The organism is Xanthobacter wiegelii, assembly GCF_043193855.2.
In the GTDB taxonomy this organism is placed as follows: Bacteria; Pseudomonadota; Alphaproteobacteria; order Rhizobiales; family Xanthobacteraceae; genus Xanthobacter; species Xanthobacter flavus_A.
The window spans coordinates 2,294,569-2,319,452 of record NZ_CM195529.1 but is presented as its reverse complement, the minus strand read 5'-3'; the positions used below and the strand labels follow the sequence as shown (position 1 = coordinate 2,319,452).

Genomic DNA, 24,884 nt, shown 5'->3' with positions numbered 1-24,884 from the left:
CCTCTCAGTCGTTCGGCGCCGGGAGCTTCGCGCCACCGGCGGCGAGCGCCGCCAGCAGCGTCTGGCGCAGCGCCTTGTTTTCGAAGGCGTGGCGTGTGCCGGCGACGGAGAGGTGATCGCCGTCCACGTAGTAGAAGCGCGCGCCCTCTCCCGCCGTGCAGCGGTCGTCCCGGCAGAAGATGTCGGCCATGCGGAAGGCCGCCGCGCCGTCATGCCGGCCGGCGGTGGCGAGGATGACCTCGTTCGCCGGGCCGATGATCTTCATCGCCTTGTCGCGCGTCTGGGTCATGCAGGCGTCGGACCCGCCCGTCTGGTTGAACTCACGGGTCGCAACGCAGCCGGCAGGGGCCGGCTTGTATTCCGGCGACTGGCCCAGCACGATCACCTGCGGCCCGATCTTGCGCAGTTCGGCGACCGTGCGCTCCATCATGTGGGCGAACACCCGCTCACTTGAGGCCCGGTCGCGGGCGGTGCCGCCCGGCACCTCGGGGCTGACCAGCGCGAAGCCCTTGCCGGACAGGGTGGTCCACAGGGACCAACGGCTCACCAGCACCACCACCTTGGGCTTGACGCGGCGAATCTCGTCCATCACGGCGTTGACGTAGCTGGCGCAGACGGCGCCGTTGTTGTGCTCCTGCCGGGCGATGCCGCCCACCAGCGGCGGGCAGCCGGCCATGGTCTGGAGCCGCGCCGTGAGCCCGAGCTTCTCCACCGCCTCCGCGAGGCCGAGGAAGGTCGCACCGGCGTGGGAATCGCCCCACACCAGCACGTCGTAGCTGCCCGTCGCAGCCCCCGGGCCGCGCGCGCAGAGGGCGATGGGCTGCATCTGGTCGGGGGTCCAGAATCGGGCGTTGTTGTTGCATGTCCGCTGGAACACGCTGCGGTCGTCGGCCGCTGCCTCGGCCGCCGCGCCCAGCCGGGAGATGGGAAAGACGCCCCGGCCGACCTTCTGCAGGGCCAGCGCCACGCCCACGGTGAGGAGAATGGCGCAGGCTCCGGCGCCGATGCGCAGAAGCCGCCGCCCGCCCAGCGCGCTGCCGCGCCGCAGCGGCGTCTCCACATATTTCAGCGACAGGCCGGAGATGACGCCCGCCGCGAGGATGACGATGCCCGATTCGATATAGGTGGTGTGCCGCCCCTTCCAGATCGCAATGAGCACCAGCATGGGCCAGTGCCACAGATAGAGCGCGTAGGAGATGCGGCCCACATAGACCATGCCCTTCAGGCTCAGCGCGCGGGCGACGATGCCGCGCGGCGCGAAGGCGCCGGAATGGATGATCGCCACCGCGCCCAGCACCGGCGGGAGCGCCCACAGGCCGGGGAAGACCGTCTGCTTGTCGTAGGCGAACACGGGGATGACGATGGCCGCCGCCCCGGCGATGCCGAGCCAGGAGGCGGCTTTCTCCGGCAGGCGTGGCAGCGTGACCATGGCGAGCAGCGAGCCCGCGAGCAATTCCCACGCCCGGCTCTGGAGCAGGAAGAAGGCGGCCGACTGCTCGCTCTCCACGATGCTCTCGGCATAGGCGAGCGAGGCGAGCGCGATGAGCGTGAGCCCGCCGACCGCCAGCCGGCGGCCGCCCAGCTTCATCAGCACGAACAGGACGAGGGGGAAGAAAATGTAGAACTGCTCCTCCACCGCCAGCGACCACAGATGCAGCAGCGGCACCTCGTCGGCGGCGGGACCGAAATAGTTGAGCAGGTTCTCGAAATGGATGTTGGCGAAGAACAGGGCCGAGGGCACCAGCGTGCCCACATAGCCCTGCATCTGCCGCGGCATCAGGATGAGCGCCGCGAACAGGGTGGTCGCCGCCATCATCAGGAAGAGCGCGGGGAAGATGCGGCGGATGCGGCGGTCGTAGAAATCCGCCAGCGAATAGGTGCCCGCCGTCATCTCCTGATGGAGGATGGACGTGATGAGAAAGCCGGAGATGACGAAGAAGACGTCGACGCCGATATAGCCCCCGGTGAAGGGCGGTATGCGTGCATGGAACAGAACCACGCTGCCGACGGCGATGGCCCGAAGGCCGTCGATGTCGGACCGGTAGGCCAGACTCATCCTGGTGTCCTTGATCGGCGCGCCATACGCGCACGCCCCCGCGGCGACCGCCTTACCGGCAAAATTCGGCCGGGGCAAATCGCGCATTGGGAGCGCGCGGCGCGGCGTCCGGCCTGCCGCAGCGTCGTGCGGTCAGGTCCACGGCCGCGCTTCAGCAGAGCGAGTCCGGTGGCGGCAGGGGCCGCGGCAACGTCCGCCGCGTGCGGATCCTTGGCGGTGATTCCTTGGCGGTCAGTCCTTGGCCGTGCGTCCTTCGCCGGTCGCCGGCGCGAGGGAGGCGCTGGTGTTGCCGCCTTCGCCCAGCGCCTTGAGCAGGGCCGTGCGCAGGGCCGGGTCACGGCTCATGTGGTGGGCGCCGGTGGCGGAGAGGTGGTCGGCGTCCACATAATAGAACTGCTCCCCCTCCCCGGCGCGGCAGGTGCCGTTGCGGCAGAAGACATCCGAGAGCAGGAAGGTGGTGGTGCCGGGATAAGTCGCCGCCGCCTTGGTGATCATCTCGTTGCCGATGCCCACCACCTTGTCCACCGATGCGCTCGGCAGTTCCAGGCAGTTGCCGAGATTGCGCTTGTAGAATTCGCTCTCGGCGACGCAGCGGCCGGGGGAGCGGCCGAACTCCGGCGTCTGTCCCACCAGCACCACATGGATGCCGAGGCCGGAGAGTTCCTTCAGGGTGCGGTCCAGCATGTGGGCGAAGACCTTCTGGCTCACCGCCTTGGAGCGCACGTCGCCGCCGGGCACCTCGTCGGAGGTGAGGGTGAAGGCGGGGCCAGCCTTGCTGGTCCACATGGCCCAGCGGCCGACCAGCACGGCGACCTGGGGCTTCACGCGGCGGATTTCATCCAGCACCTCGGAATTGAAGGCGGTGCAGGTCCAACTCGGCATGTCGTCGCGGTGCGCCTGGCCGCCGATCAGGGGCGGGCAGCCGGCCATGGTCTGGAGGCGTGCGGTGTGGCCGAGGGCGGCCACTTGCTCGGCGATGCCGATGAAGGAGGCGCCGGCGTGGGAATCCCCCCACACCACCACGTCATACTCGCCCTTGGCCGCGTCAGGTCCCACCGAGCAGGCCGAGGCCGGATTGAGCGCGGCCGCGCTCCAGCCCTTCGGCGAATTGTTGCATGTACGGCTGAAGGGGCTCTTGTCCTCCATCGCCGCCTCGGCGCGCGCGCCCAGCGGTGAGATGGGATAGAAGCCGCCGCCCAGGCGCTCGAACAGCACGCCCACCGCCAGCGTCATGGCCATGGCCATGATGCCCACCGCGAAGCGCGCCCGGCGCTTGCCGCCCAGCGAGCCGGCGTGGCGCAGCGGCGTCTCGACATATTTCAGAGACAGCGCGGCGAAGATGAAGGCGACGACGAGCAGCCCGCCGCCCTCGAAATAGGTCAGCGCGCGGCCCTTCCAGATGGTGCCGAACACCAGCAGCGGCCAATGCCACAGATAAAGCGCATAGGAGATACGGCCGACATAGACCACCGGCGGGCGGCTGAGGAACCAGTTGGCGTAGCCGCCCATGTTGATGGTGCCGGCATAGATCACCGCCGCCGTGCCGAACACGATGGGCGCGGCGGACAGGCCGGGGAAGGTCATGTCGTGGCCGTAGGCGAAGACCGGCACCACGATGGCCGTCAGTCCCGCGACGCCGATCCAGTTCGCTGCCTTTTCCGACACCTTCGGCATGTGCACCAGCGCCAGCAGCGCGCCGACCAGAAGCTCCCAGGCGCGGCTCTGCAGCAGGAAGAAGGACGCGGTGGGCTGGGTGCGCGCGCTCAGCTCCGCGTAGACGCCGGACACGACCGTGATGATGAGGAAGCCGAGGATCGCCATCCGGCGCGGGCCGAGGGTGACGCGCCCGCCCATCTTCAGGAAGGCGAACATGAGCAGCGGGAAGAAGATGTAATACTGCTCCTCAACCGCCAGCGACCACAGGTGCAGCAGGGGCGTCTCGTCGGCCTTGGGGCCGAAATAGCTCATAAGCCCCTGGAAGTGGATGTTGGCGTAGAACAGCGCGGAGGGAATGATGGATTCCGCGAACTGCACCATCTGCCGCGGCATCAGCAGGAAGGCGGCGACGAAGGTGCTCACCGGCAGCACCACGAACAGCGCCGGGAAAATGCGGCGGATGCGGCGGTCGTAGAAGTCGACGAGCGAGAACTCGCCCTTCATCATGTCGTTGTAGAGGATCGAGGTGATGAGGTAGCCGGACAGGACGAAGAAGATGTCCACGCCGATGAAGCCGCCCCGGAACGGCGGGATGTGGGCGTGAAACAGCAGGGCGACCACGACTGCAACGGCCCGCAAGCCATCGATATCCGGCCGATACTTCAGATTCATGCCCCGCCCCCGGATCAAGGCGCGCAGCCGCCCGCGCGCAAACCTCGTCTTTTTCCGGATAACAAACAGGCGACCTTGGGGCAATTGCCGGGCATGGCCAAGATTTGGTCACACCCGTTAATCATCCCGTCATGGGGCGCGGGCGCAACACCCGGAGGTACCACCGACCCGCATGCGCGGCCCGGTAGCATGCCCCCTACTCCGCCGCAATTCGCTCAGCGGGCGCGGGACGGGGCGCGTGGGCACGTTCGTCGTGACGGCCGGAGACCGCGTGGTGCACGATAGCGTCCAGCCGGTCGAGATAGAGATAGATCACCGGCGTTATGAACAGCGTGAGCAGCTGTGACACCAGGAGCCCGCCGACGACCGCGACGCCCAGCGGCTGGCGCAGCTCGGAGCCCGCGCCCGCGCCGAGCGCGATGGGCAACACGCCGAAGATGGCGGCGAGCGTCGTCATCATGATGGGCCTGAAACGCAGCAGCGCCGCCTCGCGGATGGCATCCTGCGCCGCCGCGCCGGCGCGCCGGCGTTCCAGCGCCACGTCGATCATCATGATCGCGTTCTTCTTCACGATGCCCACCAGCATGATGATGCCGATGATCGCGATCACCGAAAGCTCCATGCCCGCCGCCATGAGCGTCAAAAGCGCGCCGATGCCGGCGGAGGGCAGGCCCGAGAGGATGGTGATGGGGTGGATGAAGCTCTCGTAGAGCACGCCCAGCACGATGTAGATGACGACCACCGCCGCGAGGATCAGCAGAGGCTGGTTGGACAGCGAATCCTGGAACACCTGCGCCGTGCCCTGGAAGCCGGTGACGACGCTGTCCGGCACCCGCGCCTCGGCGGCCGCGGCGTTGATCTCCTCAACCGCCTGGCCGAGCGAGGTGCCCGGCGCGAGGTTGAAGGAGATGGTGACGGAGGGCTGCTGCTGCTGATGCTGCACAGACAGCGGGCCGACCGTGCGCTTGATGTTCGCCACCGCCTCCAGCGGCACCACGTTGCCGGAAGAGGTGCGCAGATAGACCCGGCCGAGGTCGCTCGGGTCGCGCTGGAAGATGGGCTGCACCTCGGCGATGATCGCGAACTGGTTGGTGGGCGTGTACAGCGTCGCGATCTGCCGCGTGCCGAACTGGGTGTAGAGCGCGTCCCGCAACTGCTGCTCGGTGATGCCGAGGGCCGCCGCCTTGTCCTTGTCCAGCTCGATGGTGAGCTGGGGATTGGTGATCTGGAGGTCGGAGGTCACGTCCCTGAGGCCGGGCAGCGTGGCGAGCTTCTGCTCCATCTGCTGGGCGAAGGTGTAGAGGGTCGCGGTGTCGGGGCTCTGCAGCGTGTACTGGTACTGGCTCTTGGAGGCGACGCCGCCGACGCTGATGTTCTGCACCGCCTGGAAGAACACGTTCACGCCCGGCACCTGCCCGACGCGCTTCCTCAAATTCTGGATGACCTCGTTGGCGGAGAGCTTGCGCTCGCCCGGCCCGGAGCCCTTGGGCTTCAGGGCGATGAACATGCGGCCGGTGTTGGTGGTGCGGCTGATGCCCGTGGCACCGGCTGTGGAGACGAGATAGTCCACGTCCGGATCGGCGCGCACCACGGCCGCAACCTGTTTCTGGCGCTCCACCATGGCCGCGAAAGAGCTGTCGGTCGCCGCTTCGACCGTGCCGGTGATGAAGCCGTTGTCCTCCTGCGGGAAGAAGCCCTTGGGGATGACGATGTAGAGATAGACCGACAGGCCGATGGTGGCGAAGGTCACCAGCAGCATGAAGGGGCGGTGGCGCAGCACGAAGTCGAGGCTCACCCGGTAGGCCGCGAGCCAGGCGTCGAACATCCGCTCGGTGACGCGGAAGAACCAGCCGGGCTTCTTCGTGTGGTCCACCGGCTTCATCACGCGGGCGCACAGCATGGGCGTGAGCGTGAGGGAGACGAAGCCGGAAACCAGGATCGCGATCGAGATGGTGACCGCGAATTCGCGGAACACCCGGCCCACCACCCCGCCCATGAACAGCACGGGGATGAACACTGCCACCAGCGAGAGCGTCATGGAGATGATGGTGAAGCTGATCTCCCGCGAACCCCGCAGCGCGGCGCGGAACGGGCTCTCCCCCGCCTCCACATGGCGATAGATGTTCTCCAGCACGACGATGGCGTCGTCCACCACGAAGCCGACGCACAGCGTCAGCGCCAGCAGCGTCATGTTGTTGATGGAATAGCCGAAGCCCCACATGGCCGCGAAGGTGGCGATGATGGACAAAGGCAGCGCCAGCGAGGGGATGAGGGTCGCGCGCACGTTGCGCAGGAACAGGAAGATCACCAGCACCACGAGGACGATGGCTTCGAACAGGGTCTTCTGCACGTCCGCCACCGCGTCGCGGACGGAGACGGAGCGGTCGTTCAGCACCTCGATGCCCACCGAGCCGGGAAGCTGAGCGCGGAACTGGGGCAGGCGCCGGCGCACCTCGTCCACCACCTGCACGGTGTTGGCGTCGGGCTGGCGGACTACGGCCAGCACCACGGAGCGGCGGTCGTTGAACCAGCTGGCGACGCGCTCGTTCTCCACGCCGTCGGAGACGACGGCGATCTCCTCGAGGCGCACCACCGAGCCGTCGCGCGCCTTCACCACCACCCTGCGGAACTGGGAGGCGTCGGCCTTGGGCGTGCCCATGTCGATGGTCTGCGCCTGCTTCGGACCGGAGACGATGCCGAGCGGCGTGTTGGAGGCCGCCGCCTCCACCGCGCGCTGGATGTCGTCGGGCGAGATGTTGCGGGCGCCAGCGGCGGCGGGATCCACCCGGATGCGCACGGCATATTTCTGTGAGCCGTAGATCTGCACCTGCGCCACGCCGGGCAGCTGGGAGATCTGCTGTCCGACCAGCGTGTCGGCATATTCGTTCACCGCCGACAGCGGCAGGGTGTCGGAGGAGATGGCGAGCAGGATCACCGGCGCGTCGGCGGGGTTCACCTTCCGGAAGCTCGGCGGGGTTGTCATCTCGTCCGGCAGCTGGCGCTGGGCGACGGAGAGGGCCGACTGGACGTCGAGGGCGGCCGCGTCGATGCTGCGGTTCAGGTCGAACTGCACCGTGATCGAGGTGGAGCCCTGCGTGGACGAGGAGGTGAGCGAGGAGATGCCCGCGATGGTGGCCAGCTGGCGTTCGATGGGCGTCGCCACCGAGGTCGCCATGGTCTCGGGGCTCGCGCCCGGCAGCGTCGCGGTGATGTTGATGGTGGGGAAATCCACGCGCGGCAGCGCCGCCACGGGCAGCTGGCGATAGGCGAACAGGCCCGCCACCACGAGCGACAGCATGATCAGCGTCGTCATCACGGGGCGGCGGATGCACAGTTCGGAGAACATGGGCTCAGCTCCCGGTGGCGGGTGCGGCGGTGCGGGTGCGCACGTTCACGCGGCTGCCCTCGCGCAGGGAGAGCTGTCCGTCGGTCACCACCGTCTCGCCGCCGCTGAGGCCCTTGGAGATCACACTTCGCCCATCCACCGTGCGGGCGACGGTGACCGGCCGCACGTGGGCGATGCCATCGTCCACGACGAAGACAAATGGCCCGTCCTGCCCGTTCTGGACCGCCTCGCTCGGCACCGCGACCACATTGTCCTCGATGCGCAGCGTCACCGTCACCGCGCCGAGGGCGCCGGGCCACAGGCGCTCGTCGGCATTGGGGAAGATGGCGCGGGCGGTGAGGGTGCCGGTCTGCGGCTCGATGGTGTTGTCGATGACCGCGACAATGCCGCCGGAGATGGTCTCGCCGGTGCCCTGGAAGGTGAAGGACACCTTGGCGTCCTTCGCCTCTCTGAGGCCGGCGATGTAACGCTCCGGCAAGCCGAAGGCGACATAGATGGGAGCGAGCTGGCGCACGGTGGCGAGGGTATCGTCCACCCGGATCACCGCGCCGGGGCGCACGGCGGAGACGCCGATGCGGCCGGTGACGGGCGAGCGGATCTCGTAATAGCCGCGCTGCACCTTGAGCGCGGTGAGGTTGGCCTCGTCCTGCGCGACGGTCGCCTTCTGCACGTCGGCGGTGGTGCGGGCATCGTCCACCTGCACCTGGGAAACAGCGTTGCGGGTGGCGAGGCCGGCATAGCGCTCCACATCGCGCAGGCTCTTGTCCAGTTGCACCTTGTCCCGGTTGAGCGTCGCCTCGGCCTGAAGAATCTGCGCGTCGATGACGCGGGCGTCGAGCCGGTAGAGCAGGTCGCCCTCCTTCACGCTCGCGCCGTCGGCAAAGCCCACCGTCTCCACGGCGGCGGCGACGCGGGAGCGCACCGGGACCGTGACCATGGATTCCACCGTGCCCAGCGCCTCGACCCGCACCGGCAGGGAGGTCCGCTCCGCCGTTCCGGCGAGCACGGCGATGACCCGCTGCTGCGGTGCCTGCGCCTTCTGGCCGCCCGCGGCGAGCCACGGCTTCTTGTCCCACACCCATGCCCCGCCGCCGAGGAGGGCCAGGAACAGGACCGCGAGGACAATCTTGCGACCGGCCGATCCGCCGCTCTTTGCGCTATCCGGTGCGTGCTCGGCTGGCATGAAGTCCTCGATACTCCCACGGCGTCGAAACGTTTCGCGCCGCAATGCAACAACAATTCAGCGCGCTGGTCCAATTAAGCTTTTGTCACGGCATCTCGCCATGGAAGCGCGCGCAATGACGCATTCGTGAAGGGTGAGGGCCACGCTTAAAGCCCCCTCCTTTACGTGACCTTTGGTCAGAGTCGGCCAGCAAGACCGGCCAGCTGCTCCAGCGCGCGGTCGATGGTGGCGTCGTGCTTGGCGAAGCAGAAGCGCACCACGCTCTTCACTGCATCCTGCGCATAGAAAGCCGACACCGGGATGGCCGCCACCTTCCGCGTCTTCACGAGATCGAGACAGAAGGCCTCGTCATCGATGGAGACACTTTGGGGGGAGAGGTCGATGGAGAGGAAATAGGTGCCGCGCGAGGACAGCACGTCGAAGCCCAGTTCCTTGAGCCCCGTTGCGAGGCGGTCGCGGGAGCGCTGGAGGCCGGCGCGCATGGTGGTGAAATAATCGTCCGGCTTGCCGAGCCCGTAGGCCACCGCCGCCTGGAGGTTCGGCGGCGTGGTGAAGGTGAGGAACTGGTGCGCCTTGGACAGCACCTTCATGAGGTGCGGTGCGGCGAACACGAGGCCCACCTTCCAGCCGGTCATGCCGAAGATCTTGCCGGCGGAGGAAATCTTGACCGTGCGCTCGCGCATCCCCGGCAGCGCCATCAGCGGCTCGAAGGTGAGGCCGTCGAACACCACGTGCTCCCACACCTCGTCGCACACCGCATAGGCGTTGAAGCGCACGCAATAGTCGGCGAGGAGCTGCATCTGCGCGCGGTCGTAGACGACGCCGGTGGGGTTCTGGGGATTGTTGAAGAGCACGAGCTTGGTGCGCTCGGAGAATACCTGGTCCAGCTTCTCCGACGTCATGCCCCAGGAGGGCGGCTCCAGACGCACGAGGCGGGGGATGCCCCCTGCCCGCTGCACCAGCGGCAGGTAGGCATCATAGAGCGGCTGGAACAGCACCACCTCGTCGCCCGGCTCGATCAGCGCCAGCAGCGCGCCGGCCAGCGCTTCGGTCGCGCCGGAGGTCACCATGATCTCGGCGTCTGGATCGAGCTCCAGCCCCTGCCAGTGGCGATAATGCGCCGCCGCCGCCTGACGCAGCTCCGGCAGGCCCATCATGGGCGGATACTGGTTCCAGCCATCCACCACCGCCCGCGCAGCGGCCTCGCGCACGTCGAGCGGCCCGGGATCGTCCGGGAAGCCCTGGCCGAGGTTGACCGCCGCATGGGTGCGGGCAAGGCCGGACATCACCTCGAAGATGGTGGTGGGCAGGCCGGCATAGAGGGGATTGAGCGGACGCGGCGTAAAGTGCGGCTGGGACATGGGAAATTCGCAAGGCAAGGAAGGTGGGGCGACTGGCCAGCGCCGTTTAGACCCTTCCGTCCTCCTGCGAAAGCCCGGTGGACACCCCCGCCTCCCCCGGCATCAGCGGCCGCAGGGCCGCCAGCAGCGCCTCGGGCGTCACCTGCGCCATGGGCATCAGAACCTTGGCCGCCTCGGTGCGGCGGCCGGGGCGCATCACCAGCACCACCGTTTCCGCGCCGCCGCAGGCCGGATCACCGCAGGAGATCTCGGAGACGGAAACGGTGGCCGCCTCCTCCAGCGCCAGGGTGGTGCGCACCAGGTCGGCGAGGGTGCGCGAGGCGTCGAGGCCGGGTCCGGCCTCGCCGCGGCGGCGCATGAACAGTCGCATCCGTTGGGTCTCCACATACGCACGACTTCAAGAACGCCCCTGTTTCATCCACGCTCGCGGCATGAACATGACGGCGGCGGTTGTCGGCCTCTATTCGTCGTCCTCGTCCTGCTCCGGCGGAAAGCCCAGCAGGCGACGGGCGCGGGCGATGGAGCGCTTGAGTTTGCCGGCCTGCAGCCGCAGCACCACATAGCTCACCCGCCCGTCGGTCACCGCCCGCACCTCTATCACCGCTTGTCCGTAGGCGATGCGCATGCCCGGCGCGGGCTTGTCGTCGGAGCGGTCGGCGAAGGCGTCGGCGATGGTGAGGCCGAGTTCGGCGTCCGGAACGGCAAGGCCGTAGAAGCTGGCGAGATCGCCCAGCCGCACCTCGCCGACGAAGGGGAAGGCCGCGCTGTCGTCGAGCGGCGTCGCTTCCTCGGGCCGGAACAGGCGGTCGAGCTGGTGCACACGCTTGGGCGGCGCCAGCACATAGCCGTAGTCGCCGGTCTTGAGGGGGCCGGCCGCCTCGGGCGTGAGCGTCTCGTTGGCGCGCACCACCATCATCAGGCGCGCCCACTCGGGCAGTTGCGCCTGCCCCACCACGGGCGTCGCCGCCATGACGGGATAGGCGACCAGCTCCATTTCCGTCTGTCCCGGCAGGTCGATCTCGAAGCGCCGAACGCCGGGATCGGGATCGGACAGGGCCACGTCGAGCCGCCGCGCCGCGTAGCCCATGGTCCAGCCGTGCAGGATCAGCGAGACGACCACCACCGCGAAGGCGACGTTGAAATACACCTCCGCCATGGGCAGGTGCGCCAGCATGGGGATGGTGGCGAGGAAGATGGATACCGCTCCGCGCAACCCGGCCCAGGAGACGAACAGCTTCTCCTTCAGCGAGAAATGGAACGGCGCGAGGCAGGCGAACACCGCCGCCGGCCGACCCACCAGAATCAGGAAGGCCGCGACGCCGAGCGCCGGCAGGGCGTATTGCAGGAGCTTCTCGGGCGAGACCAGCATGCCCAGCATCACGAACATGACGATCTGGCAGAGCCAGGTGATTGTATCGAGAAACGAGGTGATGGAGGCGATGGCCCGCACCGGCCGGTTTCCCACCACCAGTCCCGCCAGATAAACGGCGAGGAATCCCGAGCCGTGCAGCAGCGAGGTAAGCGCGAACAGCAGCACCGCCACGCCCACCACCATCACCGGATGAAGACCGCCCGGCAGGTCCACGCGATTGAGCAGCGCCACCAGCGCATATCCGCCCGCGACGCCGAGCACCGCGCCCAGAACCATCTCGCGGAGCGCGCCGAACACCACCACGAGACCGGGATCGCCCACATGGCCGCCGGCGCTGCTCGTGAGCATTTCCACCAGCAACACGGTGAGGAATACGGCGGCAGGATCGTTGGTGGCGGATTCGATCTCGATCACCGAGCCGACCCGGCGGCCGAGGCGCAGCCCCTGCGCGCGGACCAGGAACAGCACGGCCGCCGCATCGGTGGAGGCGACGATGGCGCCGACCAGCAGGCCCTCCATCCAGCCAAGGCCGAGGAGTGGCACGGCCACCAGCGCCACCAGCGCGGCGGTGAAAGCGACGCCGACCGTGGAAAGTCCCACAGCGGGCAGGATGGCGCCGCGCATGGAGGCGACCCGCATCCTCAGGCCACCGTCGAACAGGATTACCGCCAGCGCGGCGGATCCCACCATGTAGGTGGCCCAGTAGTCATCGAAATGGATGCCTCCCGGCCCCCCCTCGCCGGCCGCCACGCCGACCACGAGGAACACCAGCAGGATGGGCGCGCCGAACCGGGCGGCGAGCAGGCTGGAGAGCGTTCCAACCACGACCAGCGCCGCAACCACGAGGAGGACTATGTTTGATACAACAACCGATCCCATGTGTCCAAAAAGCCCTGGCCCCGCCGAATCCTGAACGTCACAGTAGCGCGGCGACCGTCTAAGGCGTAAGGTTCTCGCATCGTGGTGCGGAATTACCAATTCTGTATTACGAACGGACCGATCCGGGGGCGGAAAGGGACGCGAATGACATCAAGCGCCACCCCCAACGCCTATCTCGTCATGGCGATGGTCAGCGAAGAGGGGAAACTTCTCCTCCAGAGCGAAACGATTTGCTTCGACCGCGAACTGGCTTTTTCCATCGCGGACGACGAGGGAGACCATCGCACCTGGGTCGGGGTTTATGCCCTCGATGCCGATGGCCGCAGCCTCCAGAACAGCGCCGTCTATTGCAGCGGCTGCCTCCACGCTCCCGGCACCGGCACCCCCCGCCACCTCACGGGCAGCGCGCAGGCTGGCGTGATCTTCTCCTGACGCGCGCCGCTCAGCCGCCGGAGCGATCCGGCGCGAGCCTCCCGTTGATGAAGGCGACGGCCTCGAACGGCGAAGCCACCCGCACGAGGCGCACGCGACGGCTGCCGCACAGGTCGCAGCGCAGGCTGTTGGCCCGCATTTCAGATGTGTCCTCCAGCCGGCCGTCCTCGTCGCCCCGAGCGGAGAGGATGGAGCGGCGGTGGCAGCGGTCGCATTCGGCGCAGATCATCCCCCTCCACTACCACGCGATCGCGGTCACATGATGGCCGCATTTGCGCCCGCGCGCTCGGAAGGTCGCGTCACAGCAGCGCGCGCACCTCGAAGAAAAGCCGGACCTGCCGCTCGGCGAAGGCGATGTCCTCCGGCCGCCCGGCCTCGGCGGCGCCGATGAGTGCCTTCAGGGCATTGTCCAGCTCCGGCCCCTTCTCACCTTCCGCGAAGCGGTGCAGCAGCACGCGACCGCAATCGCCGAGCGTGGCCAACCACGATCCGTCGTGGAGCCAGATGGGGCGGATGAGTTGGGTTTCCCAGAAGCGTGCCATGGTGGAGGACTAACGGGGCCAGGGCCGGTTTGTTTCCCGGTTCAGACAGCTTCCAGCACCGCCACCGCGAACCAGCGGCGCGGGTCGGTCCACAGTGCCGCCTGCCGCCAGCCGGCGGCCTGCGCCATGCCCATCAGCCGCGGAGCCGCATACTTGTAGGAATTCTCCGTGTGGATGGTCTCGGCGGGGGCGAAGGTGAAGCGCACGCCGTCGAGCCGCACGGTCTGCGCCGCCCGGCTCTCCAGATGCATCTCGATGCGGCTCTCGGCCTCATTAAATACGGCGCGATGGTGAAAGGCGGAGAGGTCGAAATCCGTCCCCAGTTCCCGGTTCATGCGCGTCAGAAGGTTGAGGTTGAAGGCGGCGGTCACGCCCTGATGGTCGTCATAGGCGGCTTCCAGCACCGCGCGGTCCTTCGGCAGGTCAAACCCCAGCACCAGCGCCGCGCCAGCGCCCAGCGACTGCCGCGCATGGGTCAGGAACGCCTCAGCCTCGGCCGGCGTGAAATTGCCGATTGTCGAGCCGGGGAAGAAGCCAATGCGCCGCCCTCCTTCGCCAAGATCCGGCAATTCCAGCGGCCGGGTAAAATCGCCCTCCACCGGCGTCATGGCAACCGACGGATAATCCCGTGCCAGCGCGGTCACGGCAGCCCTCATGTGCGGGCCGGAGATGTCGATGGGCACGTAGGCGGCGGGGCGCTCCAGCGCATCGAGCAGCAGGCGCACCTTCACGCTCGATCCGGAGCCGAACTCCACGAGGCTCGCGCCCGGCCCGGCGAGGGCGGCGATGTCGCCGGCATGGGCCTTCAGCACACCCAGCTCGGTGCGGGTGGGATAGTATTCGGGCAGGCGGCAGATGAGGTCGAACAGGCGCGAGCCGGCCTCGTCATAGAAATACTTGGGCGAAAGCTGCTTTGGGCTGGCAGAAAGCCCCTTGATCACGTCGGCGCGGAAGGCGGCGCGCTCGGGGGACTCTCGGCTCTCAGGGGCGCACAGAAGGGACGAAGCGCGCATCAGGCATCCTCGGCAAGGCGCAGGCCGGCGAAGGCCCAGCGCTGGTGGGGATAGAAGAAATTGCGGTAGGTGGCCCGCACATGGCCTTCGGGCGTCGCGCAGCAGCCGCCGCGCAGCACCATCTGCGACGACATGAACTTGCCGTTGTATTCGCCGAGCGCGCCCGGCGCGGGGCGATAGCCGGGGTAGGCCACATAGGGGCTCTGGGTCCATTCCCAGACATCGCCGAACATCTGCGCGGGCAGATCATCCGTGGCGGCGGGAAGCGGGCGCAGCGCGTCGCTGTCGAGGAAATTGCCGGCGACGGGCAGGCCGCGCGCCGCCACCTCCCACTCCGCTTCGCTGGGCAGGCGCTTGCCGGCCCAGCGGGCGAAGGCGTCGGCCTCGTAATAGCTCACATGCACCACCGGCGCGGCCGGATCGAGCGGGGCGAGGCCATTGAGGTTGAACGCCTGCCAGTCACCGTCATGAAGCTCCCAATAGAGCGGCGCCTCATATTCCCCCGCCTTCACCCGCGCCCAGCCGTCCGCGAGCCACAGGTCCGGCCGGCGATAGCCGCCATCCGCGATGAAGGCGCGCCACTCGCCATTGGTCACGGCGCGGGAGGCGAGGCGGAAGGGGCGCAGCAGCACCTCATGGCGCGGCCCCTCATTGTCATAGGAGAAGCCCTCCCCCGCGTGGCCAATCTCGAAGATGCCACCGGGATAATCGACGAACGCCAGCGGCCGCGCCTCCGCCGTCGGCGCGGGCACCGCGGGCCGGTAGGCGGGACGCAGGGGATTGGCGGCGAACAGGTTCAGGATGTCCATCAGGATCAGTTCCTGATGCTGCTGCTCGTGGTTGATGCCAATCTCCACCAGCGGCGCGAGACGGGCGACGGTCTCCTCGTCGGCCCCGGTGAGGAGGTCTGTCATGGCGTGGGTGACATGCCGGCGATAGTCCGCCACATCCGTCACCGTGGGGCGGGTGATGAGGCCGCGCGCGAAGCGGGCATGGCGGGGACCGGCGGCCTCATAATAGGAATTGAAGAGGAAGGCGAAATCCGCGTTGGCGACCTCGTAGCCCGGCAGGTGGGGCACCAGCAGGAACGTCTCGAAGAACCACGAAACGTGCGCGAGGTGCCATTTGGTGGGGCTGCAATCCGGCATGGATTGCACCGTCTGGTCCTCGGGATGGAGGCGCTCCGCCAGGTCTTCGGTCTGTCTGCGCACCTTGAGAAAGCGGGCGATGGCGGGGCCGCGCCCGGTCTCATCCGAGGCCTCGGGCCGAAACGTCTGCGGCGTCGCGAGGGGTTTCCAGGGCTTGTTCATTCGTCCTCGCTCACCGATGCGGCCTCGGACCGCCTCCGACATCAACGCCACAGACGCCGTGTGGTTTCTACGGCCGAGTTCGGGCCATGGACCTCCGGCGTTACATTGAAGCCACGCACGATGTCGCGAGGCTGTGGGACCTGCTCAGCCGCGAGCCAGAGCCACGAGGGCATCGATGGAGCGGCGGGAAGGGCTCGCGGCGCGGAACAGCGCCAGCGTGCCCACCCGCCCACGACCGGGGGGAAGAGGGCGCGTTTCCACCTCCCCTGCCCTGCGCCAGCGCTCCACCGCCGCTTCGGGCAAAAGCGTGCGTCCGAGCCCGGCGGCGACGCAGCCCATGATGCCGTCCAGCGTGCCCAGTTCCAGCAATGGTAGGTCGCCAAACGCCTCGGCGAAGCGCGCGCGGTAGCAGCAGCCCGCCCGGAAGACGACGGCGGCCGCCTCCGCCGCGCCGCCGATGGGCAGCACCTCCACCAGGTCTTCCTCGAACAGCGGCACGCTTTCAAAACGCGCCTCCGCCGCCTCCTCGGCCACGAAGGCGAGGTCGATGTCGCCCCGCCCGAGCGCCGCGACCAGTTCGCCGCTGGTGCCAGTGGTGATGGAGAGGCGCAGGTCCGGCAGCTGCGCCCGCGCCGCTTTCAATAGCGGCGGCAGGCGCACGGCGGCGGTGGTCTCCATGGTGCCGAGGCGCAGCGGCGGGAAGGCCTCGGCCGCCGAACGCAGCCGCTTCTCCGCCTCTTCCGACAGACGCACGATCCGCGCGCCATAGTCGAGAGCCATCGCACCGGCGGCGGTGGGCACCATGCGGCCGTCGATGCGCTCCACGAGCTTCTGGCCGAGCCGGTCCTCCAGCTTGCGCAGGCGGGTGGTGACATTGGACTGCACGCAGCCGAGGCGCCCGGCGGCGCGGGTGACGCTGCCGGTCTCGGCCACCGCTTCCAGGAAGCGGAAATCGCGCAGGTCCATCATCAGAAGTGAACGATAATATCAGAATGTTTCAATTTCAATGATTGATGGAAGCGCGATAATGGCGGCGACCCCTCGGGAGACAACGCCATGACCGCCGCCACGCCCGATGCTCCCGCCGCCGCCCGCTGGCCGGACCGGCGCATCCTCGACCTGTTCGGCATCGAGCACCCCATCCTTCTCGGCCCCATGGCCGGCCCCGGCTCGCCGGAGCTGGCCATTGCGGTGGGCACGGCCGGCGGCCTCGCCTCCTTGCCCTGCGCCATGTATGGGGCGGACGATCTGAAGGCGGCGGTGGCGAAGATCCGCGCGGGCCTGCCGGGCAAGCCGCTCAACCTCAACTTCTTCTGCCACACGCCCCCGCAGGACGATCCGGCGCGGGCGCTGCGCTGGCGGGCGCGCCTGGCCGATTACTACGTCGAGGCCGGGCTCGACCCGGCCGCGAGCACCCCCTCCCCCTCCCGCGCGCCGTTCGACGACACGTTCTGCACCGTCGTGGAGGAGGTGTGCCCCGAGGTGGTGAGCTTCCATTTCGGCCTGCCGGCGCCGGACCTCGTGGCGCGGGTGAAGGCGACGGGCGCAAAGATCATCTCTTCCGCGACCACGGTGGCCGAGGCGCGCTGGCTGGAGGATCACGGCTGCGACGCCATCATCGCCATGGGCTTCGAGGCCGGCGGCCATCGCGCCCTCTTCCTCGGCGGCGATTATTCGCAGACCCCCATCGGCTGGCAGGACGTGGCCCGGCAGGTGGGCACCTTCTCCCTCGTGCCGCAGGTGGCGGATGCGGTGAAGGTGCCGGTGATCGCCGCCGGCGGCATCGCCGATGCGCGCGGTATCGTGGCGGCGCTGGCGCTGGGGGCTTCGGCGGTGCAGATCGGCACCGCCTACCTGTTCTCGCCGGAAGCGAAGGTGCCAGCCGTCCACCGCGCCGCCCTGGAGGCCGCGACGGACGAGAGCACCGCGCTCACGAACATCTTCACCGGCCGCCCCGCGCGCGGCATCATGAACCGCGTGATGCGCGAGATCGGCCCCATCGCGCCGGAGGCATCGGCCTTCCCCACCTCCGGCGGCGCCCTCGCCCCGCTGCGCGCCAAGGCCGAGGCCGAGGGCCGGGACGATTTCACCAACCTCTGGTGCGGCCAATCCGCCGCCCTGAGCCCGCGTCTTCCGGCCGCCGACCTCACGCACAAGCTCGCCACGGAGGCGCTCGCAAGGCTCGCCTGAGCCCGCGGACGCAACTGGCCCCTCGTTTGCACCTCCCCCAATCAGCGTTCCTGTGCGGATGGTTTGGAGGATGCGATGTCGGACGATGCCCTGAGCCCGGTGATCGTGGCCAAGAAGACGATCGAGGCCGAAAACATGGCCTCCTTCGAGCTGATCCCCGCCGAGGGCGGCGAACTGCCCGCCTTCACTGCCGGCTCGCATGTGGATGTGACCATCCCCGGCGGCCTCGTGCGGCAGTATTCCCTCATCAACAGCGAGAGCGAGCGCCATCGCTACGTGATCGGCGTTTGGAAGGATGCCAACAGCCGCGGCGGCTCCAAGGCCCTGTTCCAGCAGGTGAACGAGGGCGACCGCCTCGCCGTCGGCACCCCGCGCAACCGCTTCGCCGTGCCGCGCGACACCAAGCGCGCGCTGCTGTTTGCCCGCGGCATCGGCGCGACGCCCATTCTCTCCATCGCCGATCATCTCAAGGCGAAGAACATCCCGTTCGAGTTCCACTATCTCTTCGCGGGCGGCTCGCCGGGCGCGTTCAAGTCCACCATCGAGGCGTCCGCCTTCGCGGCCAACACCACCTTCTATTTCGAGGCCGCCGAGCCCCGCCTCAACGCCGCGAACCTGCTGGCGGACCGGCCGGACGACACGCACGTCTTCCTCTGCGGGGTGGACTGGTGGCTCGACCCCATCATCGCCAGCGCCCAGCAGAAGGGCTTCGGCGTCAACCGCATCCATGTGGAGCGCTTCACCGGCAAGGCGCCGCCGCCGCTGCTGGACAAGGTGTTCGACGTGAAGATCGCCTCCACCGGCAAGGTCATCAAGATCCCCGGCGACCGCTCCGTTTCGACCGCCATGGAAGAAGCAGGCGTGAAGATTCCCACCTCCTGCGAGCAGGGCGCCTGCGGCACCTGCAAGGTGAAGGTGCTGGAAGGCGAGGTCGATCACCGCGACAAGCGCCTCAAGCCCGAGGACAAGGCGCAGGGCTGGTTCCTGGCCTGCGTCTCGCGTGCCAAAGGCGACCTGCTGGTGTTGGATTTGTGACAATTCCGCCTGGCGCTTGCTGCCCCCTCGCGACGGAAGGATGAGAGCATGGTCACTGAGGAAGATGTCTGGCGCACCGCCTTCATCATCGCCGAGCAATACGGCCCCGAGGGCGTCGCCTTCGCCCATCGCATGGCGGAGAGCTTCGAGCTGGGTGGCAAGGTCGAGGCGCACCGCACCTGGGTCTCCATCATGAGCAAGGTGGAAGAGCTGGTCCAAGACGAGGACGACGACGCCCCCGCGCGCGCAAACTGAAGCCCGGCGACACGCGCCGCGCCCGGCGCACCGGGCGCGCGCCCGCGCCAGCGCTGGATTTTACCCGGCGCGCAACACCGCTGTGATCAGCGGCTTTCGCCCCCTTGAAATTGCAGAGCGCCCCGCGTAGGTTCCGCGCTCTCTTCCGGCGCCCGACGCGCCGGAGCCGTGCAGGTGTAGCTCAGTTGGTTAGAGCGCCGGTCTGTGGAACCGGAGGTCGGTGGTTCGAGCCCACCCACCTGTACCATACAGGCACTGCCCTTTCTCATATTCCCTAGTTCGCTGCCGCGCCGGTTGCGTGTTTGCGCCGTCGCTGCCGTCTTCGTCACGCGTCGCAAGAAAGCTGTTGCGTGAAATGTATGCTTGACCCTACATTCATATAAAGCCGGTGCAGACGGCCTTCGCGGTGGTCCAGCGCCAGCGGACCAGAGGGTTCTGCGCCAAAGGTGACGCGCCAAAGGTGACGCACCAGGGGTTACGCGCCGGGGTGACGTGCATGTCCGAGACGCTGACCAACGTTGCACCGCTCGACGCCGAGGGGCCTTTCCCGCCCCTCGACCGCGCCTCGCCGCTGCCCCTCTATGCCCAGATCAAGCAGCGGCTGATCGGCCTCATCCTCAAGTGGGAACAGGGCGACCGGCGCTTCTATTCGGACGAGCAGCTCTGCGCCATGTTCTCGGTCAGCCGCGACACGGCGCGGCAGGCGGTGGCGGAGCTGGTGCAGGAGGGCCTGCTCACCCGCAGCCGCGGCCTCGGCACGTTCGTCGCCGTGCGCAAGCTGGAAGAGCGCTTCAACCCGGGCATGGATTTCCTGAACCAGTGGGCCGCCACCGGCATGCCCATGCAGGCGACCGTGCTGGCCTTCGAGCGCATCGTCGCCGACGAGACCATCGCCGCCAGCCTTGAGACCGAAGCCGGCGCGCCGGTGCTGTTCATCAAGCGCCTGCGCGCGGCGGCCCGCGTGCCGCTCGCCATCGACTATCGCTATCTGCCGGCCGATCTCACCATCGGCTGGACGGAAGAGGCGGTCCACGGCTCGCCCCTCCATCGCCTGTGGCAGGCGGTGGACCTGAAGACCGGCGACTTCACCATCGAGGCCGGCGTCGCCGGGCCGGAGGAGGTGGAGTATCTCCACCTCACCAAGGGCGCCCCGGTGCTGATCCGCACCCTGAGCTATCGCGACGCCGCCGGCCGCCTCGCGCTCTCCGGCCACACCGTGCATCGCGCCGATCTCGTGCGCTATTCGCTCAGCGTTCCCCTCTCCCGCGACGGCGGCCCCGCCGCCGAAATCGACCGCAGCGGCGTCCACGACGACTGACTGCCATGCCCGCAGCCGTTTCCGCTCCGGGCATTCCGTCCGGCGCACGATGAACGAGGCGCACGAAGCGCCCTTCCAGAGGAGGCCAGAAGTGCAGTTCGGACGACGCAGCTTCCTGAAGATGGTGCCCGCCGCCGCCCTCGCGGCCACCGGCACCGGGACCGTGGCCGGCCTGTGGAGCAGCGCCGCCCGCGCCGCCGAGCCGCTGCGCGTCGGCTCCATCCTTTCCGTGACCGGCCCCGCGGCCTTCCTCGGCGAGGACATGAAGGCCGGCCTCGAACTCGCGGTGGAGGAGTTCAACGCCGCGGGCGGCCTCGGCGGCCGCAAGATCGAGTGGACCTATTACGACGCCGAGAGCCAGACCCAGAAGGGCATCACCGCCACCCGCCGGCTCATCAGCCAGGACAAGGTGGAGCTGATCCTCAGCGGCGGCAACATGAGCGGCATCGCGCTGGCCATGGCGCCCATCACCAATGCCGCCAAGGTGCCCTTCATCTCGTCCGAGGGCGCGCTCGCCATCGTGACGCCGGTGGCCGAGCGCCAGTATGTGTTCAAGAGCACGGTGGACGACGGCGACGTGCTGGAGCGCATCGCCGATTATCTCGAAAAGAAGAAGATCAAGAAGGTGGCGCTCATCGCCGACACGTCCGGCTTCGGCCAGGGCGCGGTGGGGCAGATGAAGATCGTCGGGCCGAAGCGCGGCCTCGACGTCATGTATGAATCCTTCGCCCCCTCCGACACCGACATGATGCCCCAGCTGACCCGCATCCGCGATGCCGGCGCCGAGGCCATCATCTGCTGGACGGTGACGCCGGCCGGCGTCGTCTTCCTCAAGCAGGCGCAGCAGCTGGGCCTCGACAAGAAGACGCTGATCCACAGCTACGGGTTCGTCTCGGCGGACTACATGAAGCTCGCCGGCGACGCCGCCAACACCCTGCTCCTCGCCAGCCTGAAGCTGCCCGTGGGCGACCAGTTGCCGGACAGCGACCCGCTCAAGGCCGGCATTCTCAAGATGATGAAGGCCTATGAGGCGCGCTTCAAACGCCCGGCCAGCATCTATGCGGCGGAATCCTACGACGGCGCGCTGCTCGCCCGCGAGGCGCTGAAGAAGGTGGGGGGCGACATCTCCAAGCTCAGCCAGGGCATGGAGCAGATCAAGGATTTCCCCGGCATCTCCGGCGTCTTCACCTTCTCGCCCGAGCGCCATTCCGGCCTCTCGAAACAGGACATCGTGCTGGTGAACTGGCGCGATGGCCGCTTCAACCTTGCCGACTACGCCTGACGGGAAACACCAACGGGAGGAAACACCCATGGCCCTTTCGCGTGACATGTCCGCCGAGCAGGCGTTCGAGGTGGTCCAGACGCTGCTGGACGCCCCCGAGGACCGCTTTCCGCTGACCTTCAATTCCGATCTGCCGCGCATCCGCGAGCTGTTCCACGCGGCCACGCGGAACCAGTGGGACCCCAAGACCGACGTGGATTGGGACCAGCTCGACCCCTCCAAATACACGGACGAGCAGCGCTACGCCGCCCGGCTCTACTGGAGCCGCCGGGCGTGGAGCGAGTATGGCGCCATCTCCGAAAGCCCGGCGCTTCAGGTGCGCTTCGGCGTGGAGAACCGCCCCTCCGACATGCAGCTCTTCTTCACCATCCGCTCCCAGGAAGAAGCGCGCCACGCCGAGGTCTGCCACGCCATGGCGGAGAAGCTCGGCGGCTATATCGAGAAGCCGGTGCAACAGCTCTTCGAGGGCTCCGTCTCCACCCACGGCGTGCGCCGCGCCGCCCTCAATGCGGACGTGCCGCTGGAGGGCATCATCGCCGCCCTCGTCTGCACGGCGGAGGAGATCGCCTTCGACGTCTTCAAGCACCTGAACGACGTCACACACGATCCCGTCGCCAAGCAGATCGTGCGCTACATCATGCGCGATGAAAGCCGGCACTGCGCCTTCGGCTGGTATTTCCTCGAAGCCATCTGCGAGCAGCTCACCCCCGATCAGAAGAAGATGATCGAGGATGCCGTCATCACCATGATGGAGAAGGTGGAGCTGAACGGCTACCACAGCGCATGGCTGGCGCCGGAGAACCCGGCCTCCAACGCCGAGGTGGAGGCCGACCGCATCACCTACGAGGCGGGCCTCGGCGCCACCGTGGAGGACGAGGAAAAGCCGGTCTTCATCGCGACCGTGCAGCGTATCCGCGAGCAGATGCGCGCGCTCGGCATCGAACTGCCCCCCTTCACGCATCCCAAGCTCGGGACCATCTGACATGCCGCTCCACGCCACGCGGGCCGAGCCCTCGCTGCCGCCGGTGCGGCTTCTCGTCGAGCGGCGGTTTCCGCTCGAGATGAACGTCACGCTGCCGGAGATCCGCGCGCTCTACGACACGGGCAAGGCCGGCCGCTGGAACCCGCATCGCGACGTGGACTGGAGCGCGCTCAGGCCGGAGACCTATCCGGAGGAAGTGCGCGCCGCCGCCCGCCGCACCTGGAGCCGGCGGGTGTGGACCGAGGCCACCGGCCTCACCGAGACGCCGGCCCTCATCGTGCGCTTCTGCATGGAGGTGGGCCGGGAGATCGACCCGAAATTCTACCTCACCACCCGCAACACCGAAGAGGCGTGGCACGTCGAGTGCTACGACAAGATCGCCGAGACCTTCGGCGGTCGCCTCGCCCGGCCGGCGGCCAAGGCCTATGAGGCCGTCTTCAACCGCCACCTGCACCGCCGGGTGATGGATGCCGGCCAATTGCTCGACGCCTACGTGGCCGCCCACGCCGCCTTCGAGGACGGGCTGGAGCTGGAACTGGCCAAGGCCTGGCGCGCCGCCGCCACCAACCCGGCCGTGCAGTCCATGCTCGACTTCGTGATTGCCGACAAGGAGCGCCACGCCGCCTTTGGCTGGCTCTATCTCGCCGCCAAGGCGGAGGGCTGGACGAAGGCGGAGCGCGAGACCATCGCGGCCGAGCTGTCCGACTATGTGCGGGACGTGGTGCTTAAGGGCTATCACTGCCCCTGGCTCGCGCCCGAGCACGCTGCGGCCGAAGCGGAGGCCGATGCGATCACGGCCGAGGCCGGCCTCGGCGGCGCGCCGCGCGCGGCGGAGGAGGATGCGCTCGCGACCTTCGCCGGCAACGCCCGCACGCGCCTCGCGGAACTCGGGGTCATGGTGCCCCTGTTCGAGACCAACCGCATGCGCAGTTTCTGACCCCTCGGACGTCTCGTTCCGAGGAAACGGGCGGGCCTCGCGCCCAACCCGAACCTGTCCCGGCCGTCCGCGCCCCCCGGGGCAAAGCCCCGATTGCTCCGGAGCGCGGTGGCCGGGACCTTCATCCCCCTGATGGGGCACGTCATTTCCAACGCGCCGAAGGCTGGCCGTCACCCCATGCAGACCGCAACCGCCCTCCTCCAGGTCCTGTCCGCCGGCATCGGCACGGGCGCCGTTTATGCGCTGGTGGCGCTTGGCTTCAACGTGGTCTTCAAGAGCACCGGCGCGATGAATTTCGCGCAGGGGGAATGGGTGGTGATGGGCGGCATGGTCACCGCTCTCCTCATCGGCGCCTTCTCCAGCATCGGCCTCGCGGTGGTGACGGCGGTGGTGCTGGTGGGCGTCGTCGGCCTTCTTTCCGAGCGGCTGACGGTGCAGCCGCTGAAGAAGCCGGATGCCCTGGTCATCACCCTCGTCACCATCGGCCTCTCCATCGTCAGCCGAAGCCTCGTGATGCTGGTGCTGGGCAAGAAGCCGGTGGGCTATGCCGGCTTCTCCGGCAACACCGCGCTCTCGGTCGGCGGGGTGAGCATCCAGAGCCAGACGCTCTGGATCATCGCCATCACCCTCGCCTTCCTGGTGGTGATGCACGCCTTCTTCGAGCGCACCATCCTCGGCAAGGCACTGCGCGCGGCGGCGGCGGACCGGGAGGCGGCGGCGATCGTCGGGGTGAATGTGGGCAGCACCGTGCTGCTCTCCTTCGGCATCGCGGCGCTCGCGGGGGCGCTCGCCGGCGCCATCGTCACGCCGCTCACCCTCGCCTCCTACGACCAGGGCGCCATGTTCGGCTTCAAGGGGTTCAGCGCCGCCATGCTGGGCGGGCTTGGCAGCCTGCCGGGCGCCGTGGTGGGCGGGCTGGCGCTGGGGCTGCTGGAGGCGTTCGGCAGCTTCTACATCTCCTCCGCCTTCAAGGATGCCATCGCCTTCGCCGTGCTGCTGCTCATCCTGTTCGTCCGCCCCTCCGGCCTGCTCGGCCGCGCCGACATCGTGAAGGTGTGAGGCC

At 68.3% G+C, this 24,884-nt stretch carries 21 protein-coding genes and 1 tRNA gene; 10 read left to right on the top strand and 12 right to left on the bottom strand.

What is annotated here, in order from left to right:
* Window positions 1-4: 4 nt before the first annotated feature.
* The 7 genes from V5F63_RS10610 to V5F63_RS10580 all read right to left on the bottom strand — a co-directional run bounded on the left by V5F63_RS10610 (window position 5) and on the right by V5F63_RS10580 (window position 12,525).
* Entirely contained in the window at window positions 5-2,056 is a 2,052-nt protein-coding gene (locus tag V5F63_RS10610; protein WP_394102641.1) for an acyltransferase family protein, read from the bottom strand.
* Between the two features lie 231 nt (window positions 2,057-2,287).
* Window positions 2,288-4,384, bottom strand: a complete 2,097-nt coding sequence (locus V5F63_RS10605) for an acyltransferase family protein (RefSeq protein ID WP_394102640.1) — start codon at window positions 4,382-4,384, stop codon at window positions 2,288-2,290.
* 196 nt (window positions 4,385-4,580) lie between these two features.
* Entirely contained in the window at window positions 4,581-7,730 is a 3,150-nt protein-coding gene (locus V5F63_RS10600; protein WP_394102639.1) for an efflux RND transporter permease subunit, read from the bottom strand.
* A 4-nt stretch (window positions 7,731-7,734) separates the two neighbouring features.
* Window positions 7,735-8,913, bottom strand: a complete 1,179-nt coding sequence (locus V5F63_RS10595; protein WP_394028584.1) for an efflux RND transporter periplasmic adaptor subunit — start codon at window positions 8,911-8,913, stop codon at window positions 7,735-7,737.
* 176 nt (window positions 8,914-9,089) lie between these two features.
* Window positions 9,090-10,274 carry an aminotransferase gene (locus tag V5F63_RS10590; protein WP_394102638.1) on the bottom strand — a complete coding sequence of 395 codons (1,185 nt, stop codon included), beginning with the start codon at window positions 10,272-10,274 and terminating at the stop codon, window positions 9,090-9,092.
* A gap of 46 nt (window positions 10,275-10,320) precedes the next feature.
* Window positions 10,321-10,644 carry a hypothetical protein gene (locus V5F63_RS10585; protein WP_394028583.1) on the bottom strand — a complete coding sequence of 108 codons (324 nt, stop codon included), beginning with the start codon at window positions 10,642-10,644 and terminating at the stop codon, window positions 10,321-10,323.
* 90 nt (window positions 10,645-10,734) lie between these two features.
* The gene (locus V5F63_RS10580) at window positions 10,735-12,525 is read right to left on the bottom strand and encodes a potassium/proton antiporter (protein ID WP_394102637.1); all 1,791 of its coding nucleotides are present in this window, start codon (window positions 12,523-12,525) and stop codon (window positions 10,735-10,737) included.
* A gap of 144 nt (window positions 12,526-12,669) precedes the next feature.
* Here V5F63_RS10580 and V5F63_RS10575 point away from each other — a divergent pair, with 144 nt between their 5' ends.
* Complete coding sequence (locus tag V5F63_RS10575) at window positions 12,670-12,957, top strand: hypothetical protein (protein ID WP_209488997.1); 288 nt, start codon at window positions 12,670-12,672, stop codon at window positions 12,955-12,957.
* 10 nt (window positions 12,958-12,967) lie between these two features.
* On the opposite strand, the gene V5F63_RS10570 is transcribed toward V5F63_RS10575, so the two are convergent.
* The 5 genes from V5F63_RS10570 to V5F63_RS10550 all read right to left on the bottom strand — a co-directional run bounded on the left by V5F63_RS10570 (window position 12,968) and on the right by V5F63_RS10550 (window position 16,791).
* Window positions 12,968-13,186 carry a hypothetical protein gene (locus V5F63_RS10570; RefSeq protein WP_394028582.1) on the bottom strand — a complete coding sequence of 73 codons (219 nt, stop codon included), beginning with the start codon at window positions 13,184-13,186 and terminating at the stop codon, window positions 12,968-12,970.
* 70 nt (window positions 13,187-13,256) lie between these two features.
* Complete coding sequence (locus tag V5F63_RS10565) at window positions 13,257-13,499, bottom strand: hypothetical protein (RefSeq protein ID WP_209488995.1); 243 nt, start codon at window positions 13,497-13,499, stop codon at window positions 13,257-13,259.
* A gap of 41 nt (window positions 13,500-13,540) precedes the next feature.
* The gene (gene egtD, locus V5F63_RS10560) at window positions 13,541-14,512 is read right to left on the bottom strand and encodes an L-histidine N(alpha)-methyltransferase (RefSeq protein WP_394102636.1); all 972 of its coding nucleotides are present in this window, start codon (window positions 14,510-14,512) and stop codon (window positions 13,541-13,543) included.
* A complete protein-coding gene (egtB, locus tag V5F63_RS10555) occupies window positions 14,512-15,822 on the bottom strand; it encodes an ergothioneine biosynthesis protein EgtB (protein WP_394102635.1) in 1,311 nt (436 codons plus the stop codon). Before egtB ends, egtD begins: the two co-directional genes overlap by 1 nt.
* A 144-nt stretch (window positions 15,823-15,966) precedes the next feature.
* Entirely contained in the window at window positions 15,967-16,791 is an 825-nt protein-coding gene (locus tag V5F63_RS10550) for a LysR substrate-binding domain-containing protein (RefSeq protein ID WP_209488992.1), read from the bottom strand.
* Window positions 16,792-16,878: 87 nt separating this feature from the next.
* Here V5F63_RS10550 and V5F63_RS10545 point away from each other — a divergent pair, with 87 nt between their 5' ends.
* The 9 genes from V5F63_RS10545 (at window position 16,879) to V5F63_RS10505 (ending at window position 24,880) form a co-directional block, all read left to right on the top strand.
* Window positions 16,879-18,012 carry an NAD(P)H-dependent flavin oxidoreductase gene (locus tag V5F63_RS10545; protein ID WP_394102634.1) on the top strand — a complete coding sequence of 378 codons (1,134 nt, stop codon included), beginning with the start codon at window positions 16,879-16,881 and terminating at the stop codon, window positions 18,010-18,012.
* Between the two features lie 75 nt (window positions 18,013-18,087).
* Complete coding sequence (locus V5F63_RS10540) at window positions 18,088-19,047, top strand: PDR/VanB family oxidoreductase (protein ID WP_394102633.1); 960 nt, start codon at window positions 18,088-18,090, stop codon at window positions 19,045-19,047.
* Between the two features lie 48 nt (window positions 19,048-19,095).
* Window positions 19,096-19,302 (top strand): hypothetical protein, encoded by a 207-nt coding sequence (locus V5F63_RS10535; protein ID WP_209488989.1) that lies wholly within the window; start codon window positions 19,096-19,098, stop codon window positions 19,300-19,302.
* A 170-nt stretch (window positions 19,303-19,472) separates the two neighbouring features.
* A tRNA-His gene (locus tag V5F63_RS10530) sits at window positions 19,473-19,549 on the top strand.
* Between the two features lie 249 nt (window positions 19,550-19,798).
* Window positions 19,799-20,620, top strand: a complete 822-nt coding sequence (locus tag V5F63_RS10525) for a GntR family transcriptional regulator (RefSeq protein ID WP_209488988.1) — start codon at window positions 19,799-19,801, stop codon at window positions 20,618-20,620.
* Window positions 20,621-20,711: 91 nt separating this feature from the next.
* Complete coding sequence (locus V5F63_RS10520) at window positions 20,712-21,902, top strand: ABC transporter substrate-binding protein (protein ID WP_394102632.1); 1,191 nt, start codon at window positions 20,712-20,714, stop codon at window positions 21,900-21,902.
* A 28-nt stretch (window positions 21,903-21,930) separates the two neighbouring features.
* On the top strand, window positions 21,931-22,884 hold the full coding sequence (locus V5F63_RS10515; RefSeq protein ID WP_209488986.1) for a ferritin-like domain-containing protein: 954 nt from the start codon (window positions 21,931-21,933) through the stop codon (window positions 22,882-22,884).
* Window position 22,885: 1 nt separating this feature from the next.
* Window positions 22,886-23,821: a hypothetical protein gene (locus V5F63_RS10510; RefSeq protein WP_394102631.1), complete on the top strand. Its 936-nt coding sequence runs from the start codon at window positions 22,886-22,888 to the stop codon at window positions 23,819-23,821.
* A 108-nt stretch (window positions 23,822-23,929) separates the two neighbouring features.
* Entirely contained in the window at window positions 23,930-24,880 is a 951-nt protein-coding gene (locus V5F63_RS10505; protein ID WP_394102630.1) for a branched-chain amino acid ABC transporter permease, read from the top strand.
* The last annotated feature ends 4 nt before the right edge of the window (window positions 24,881-24,884 follow it).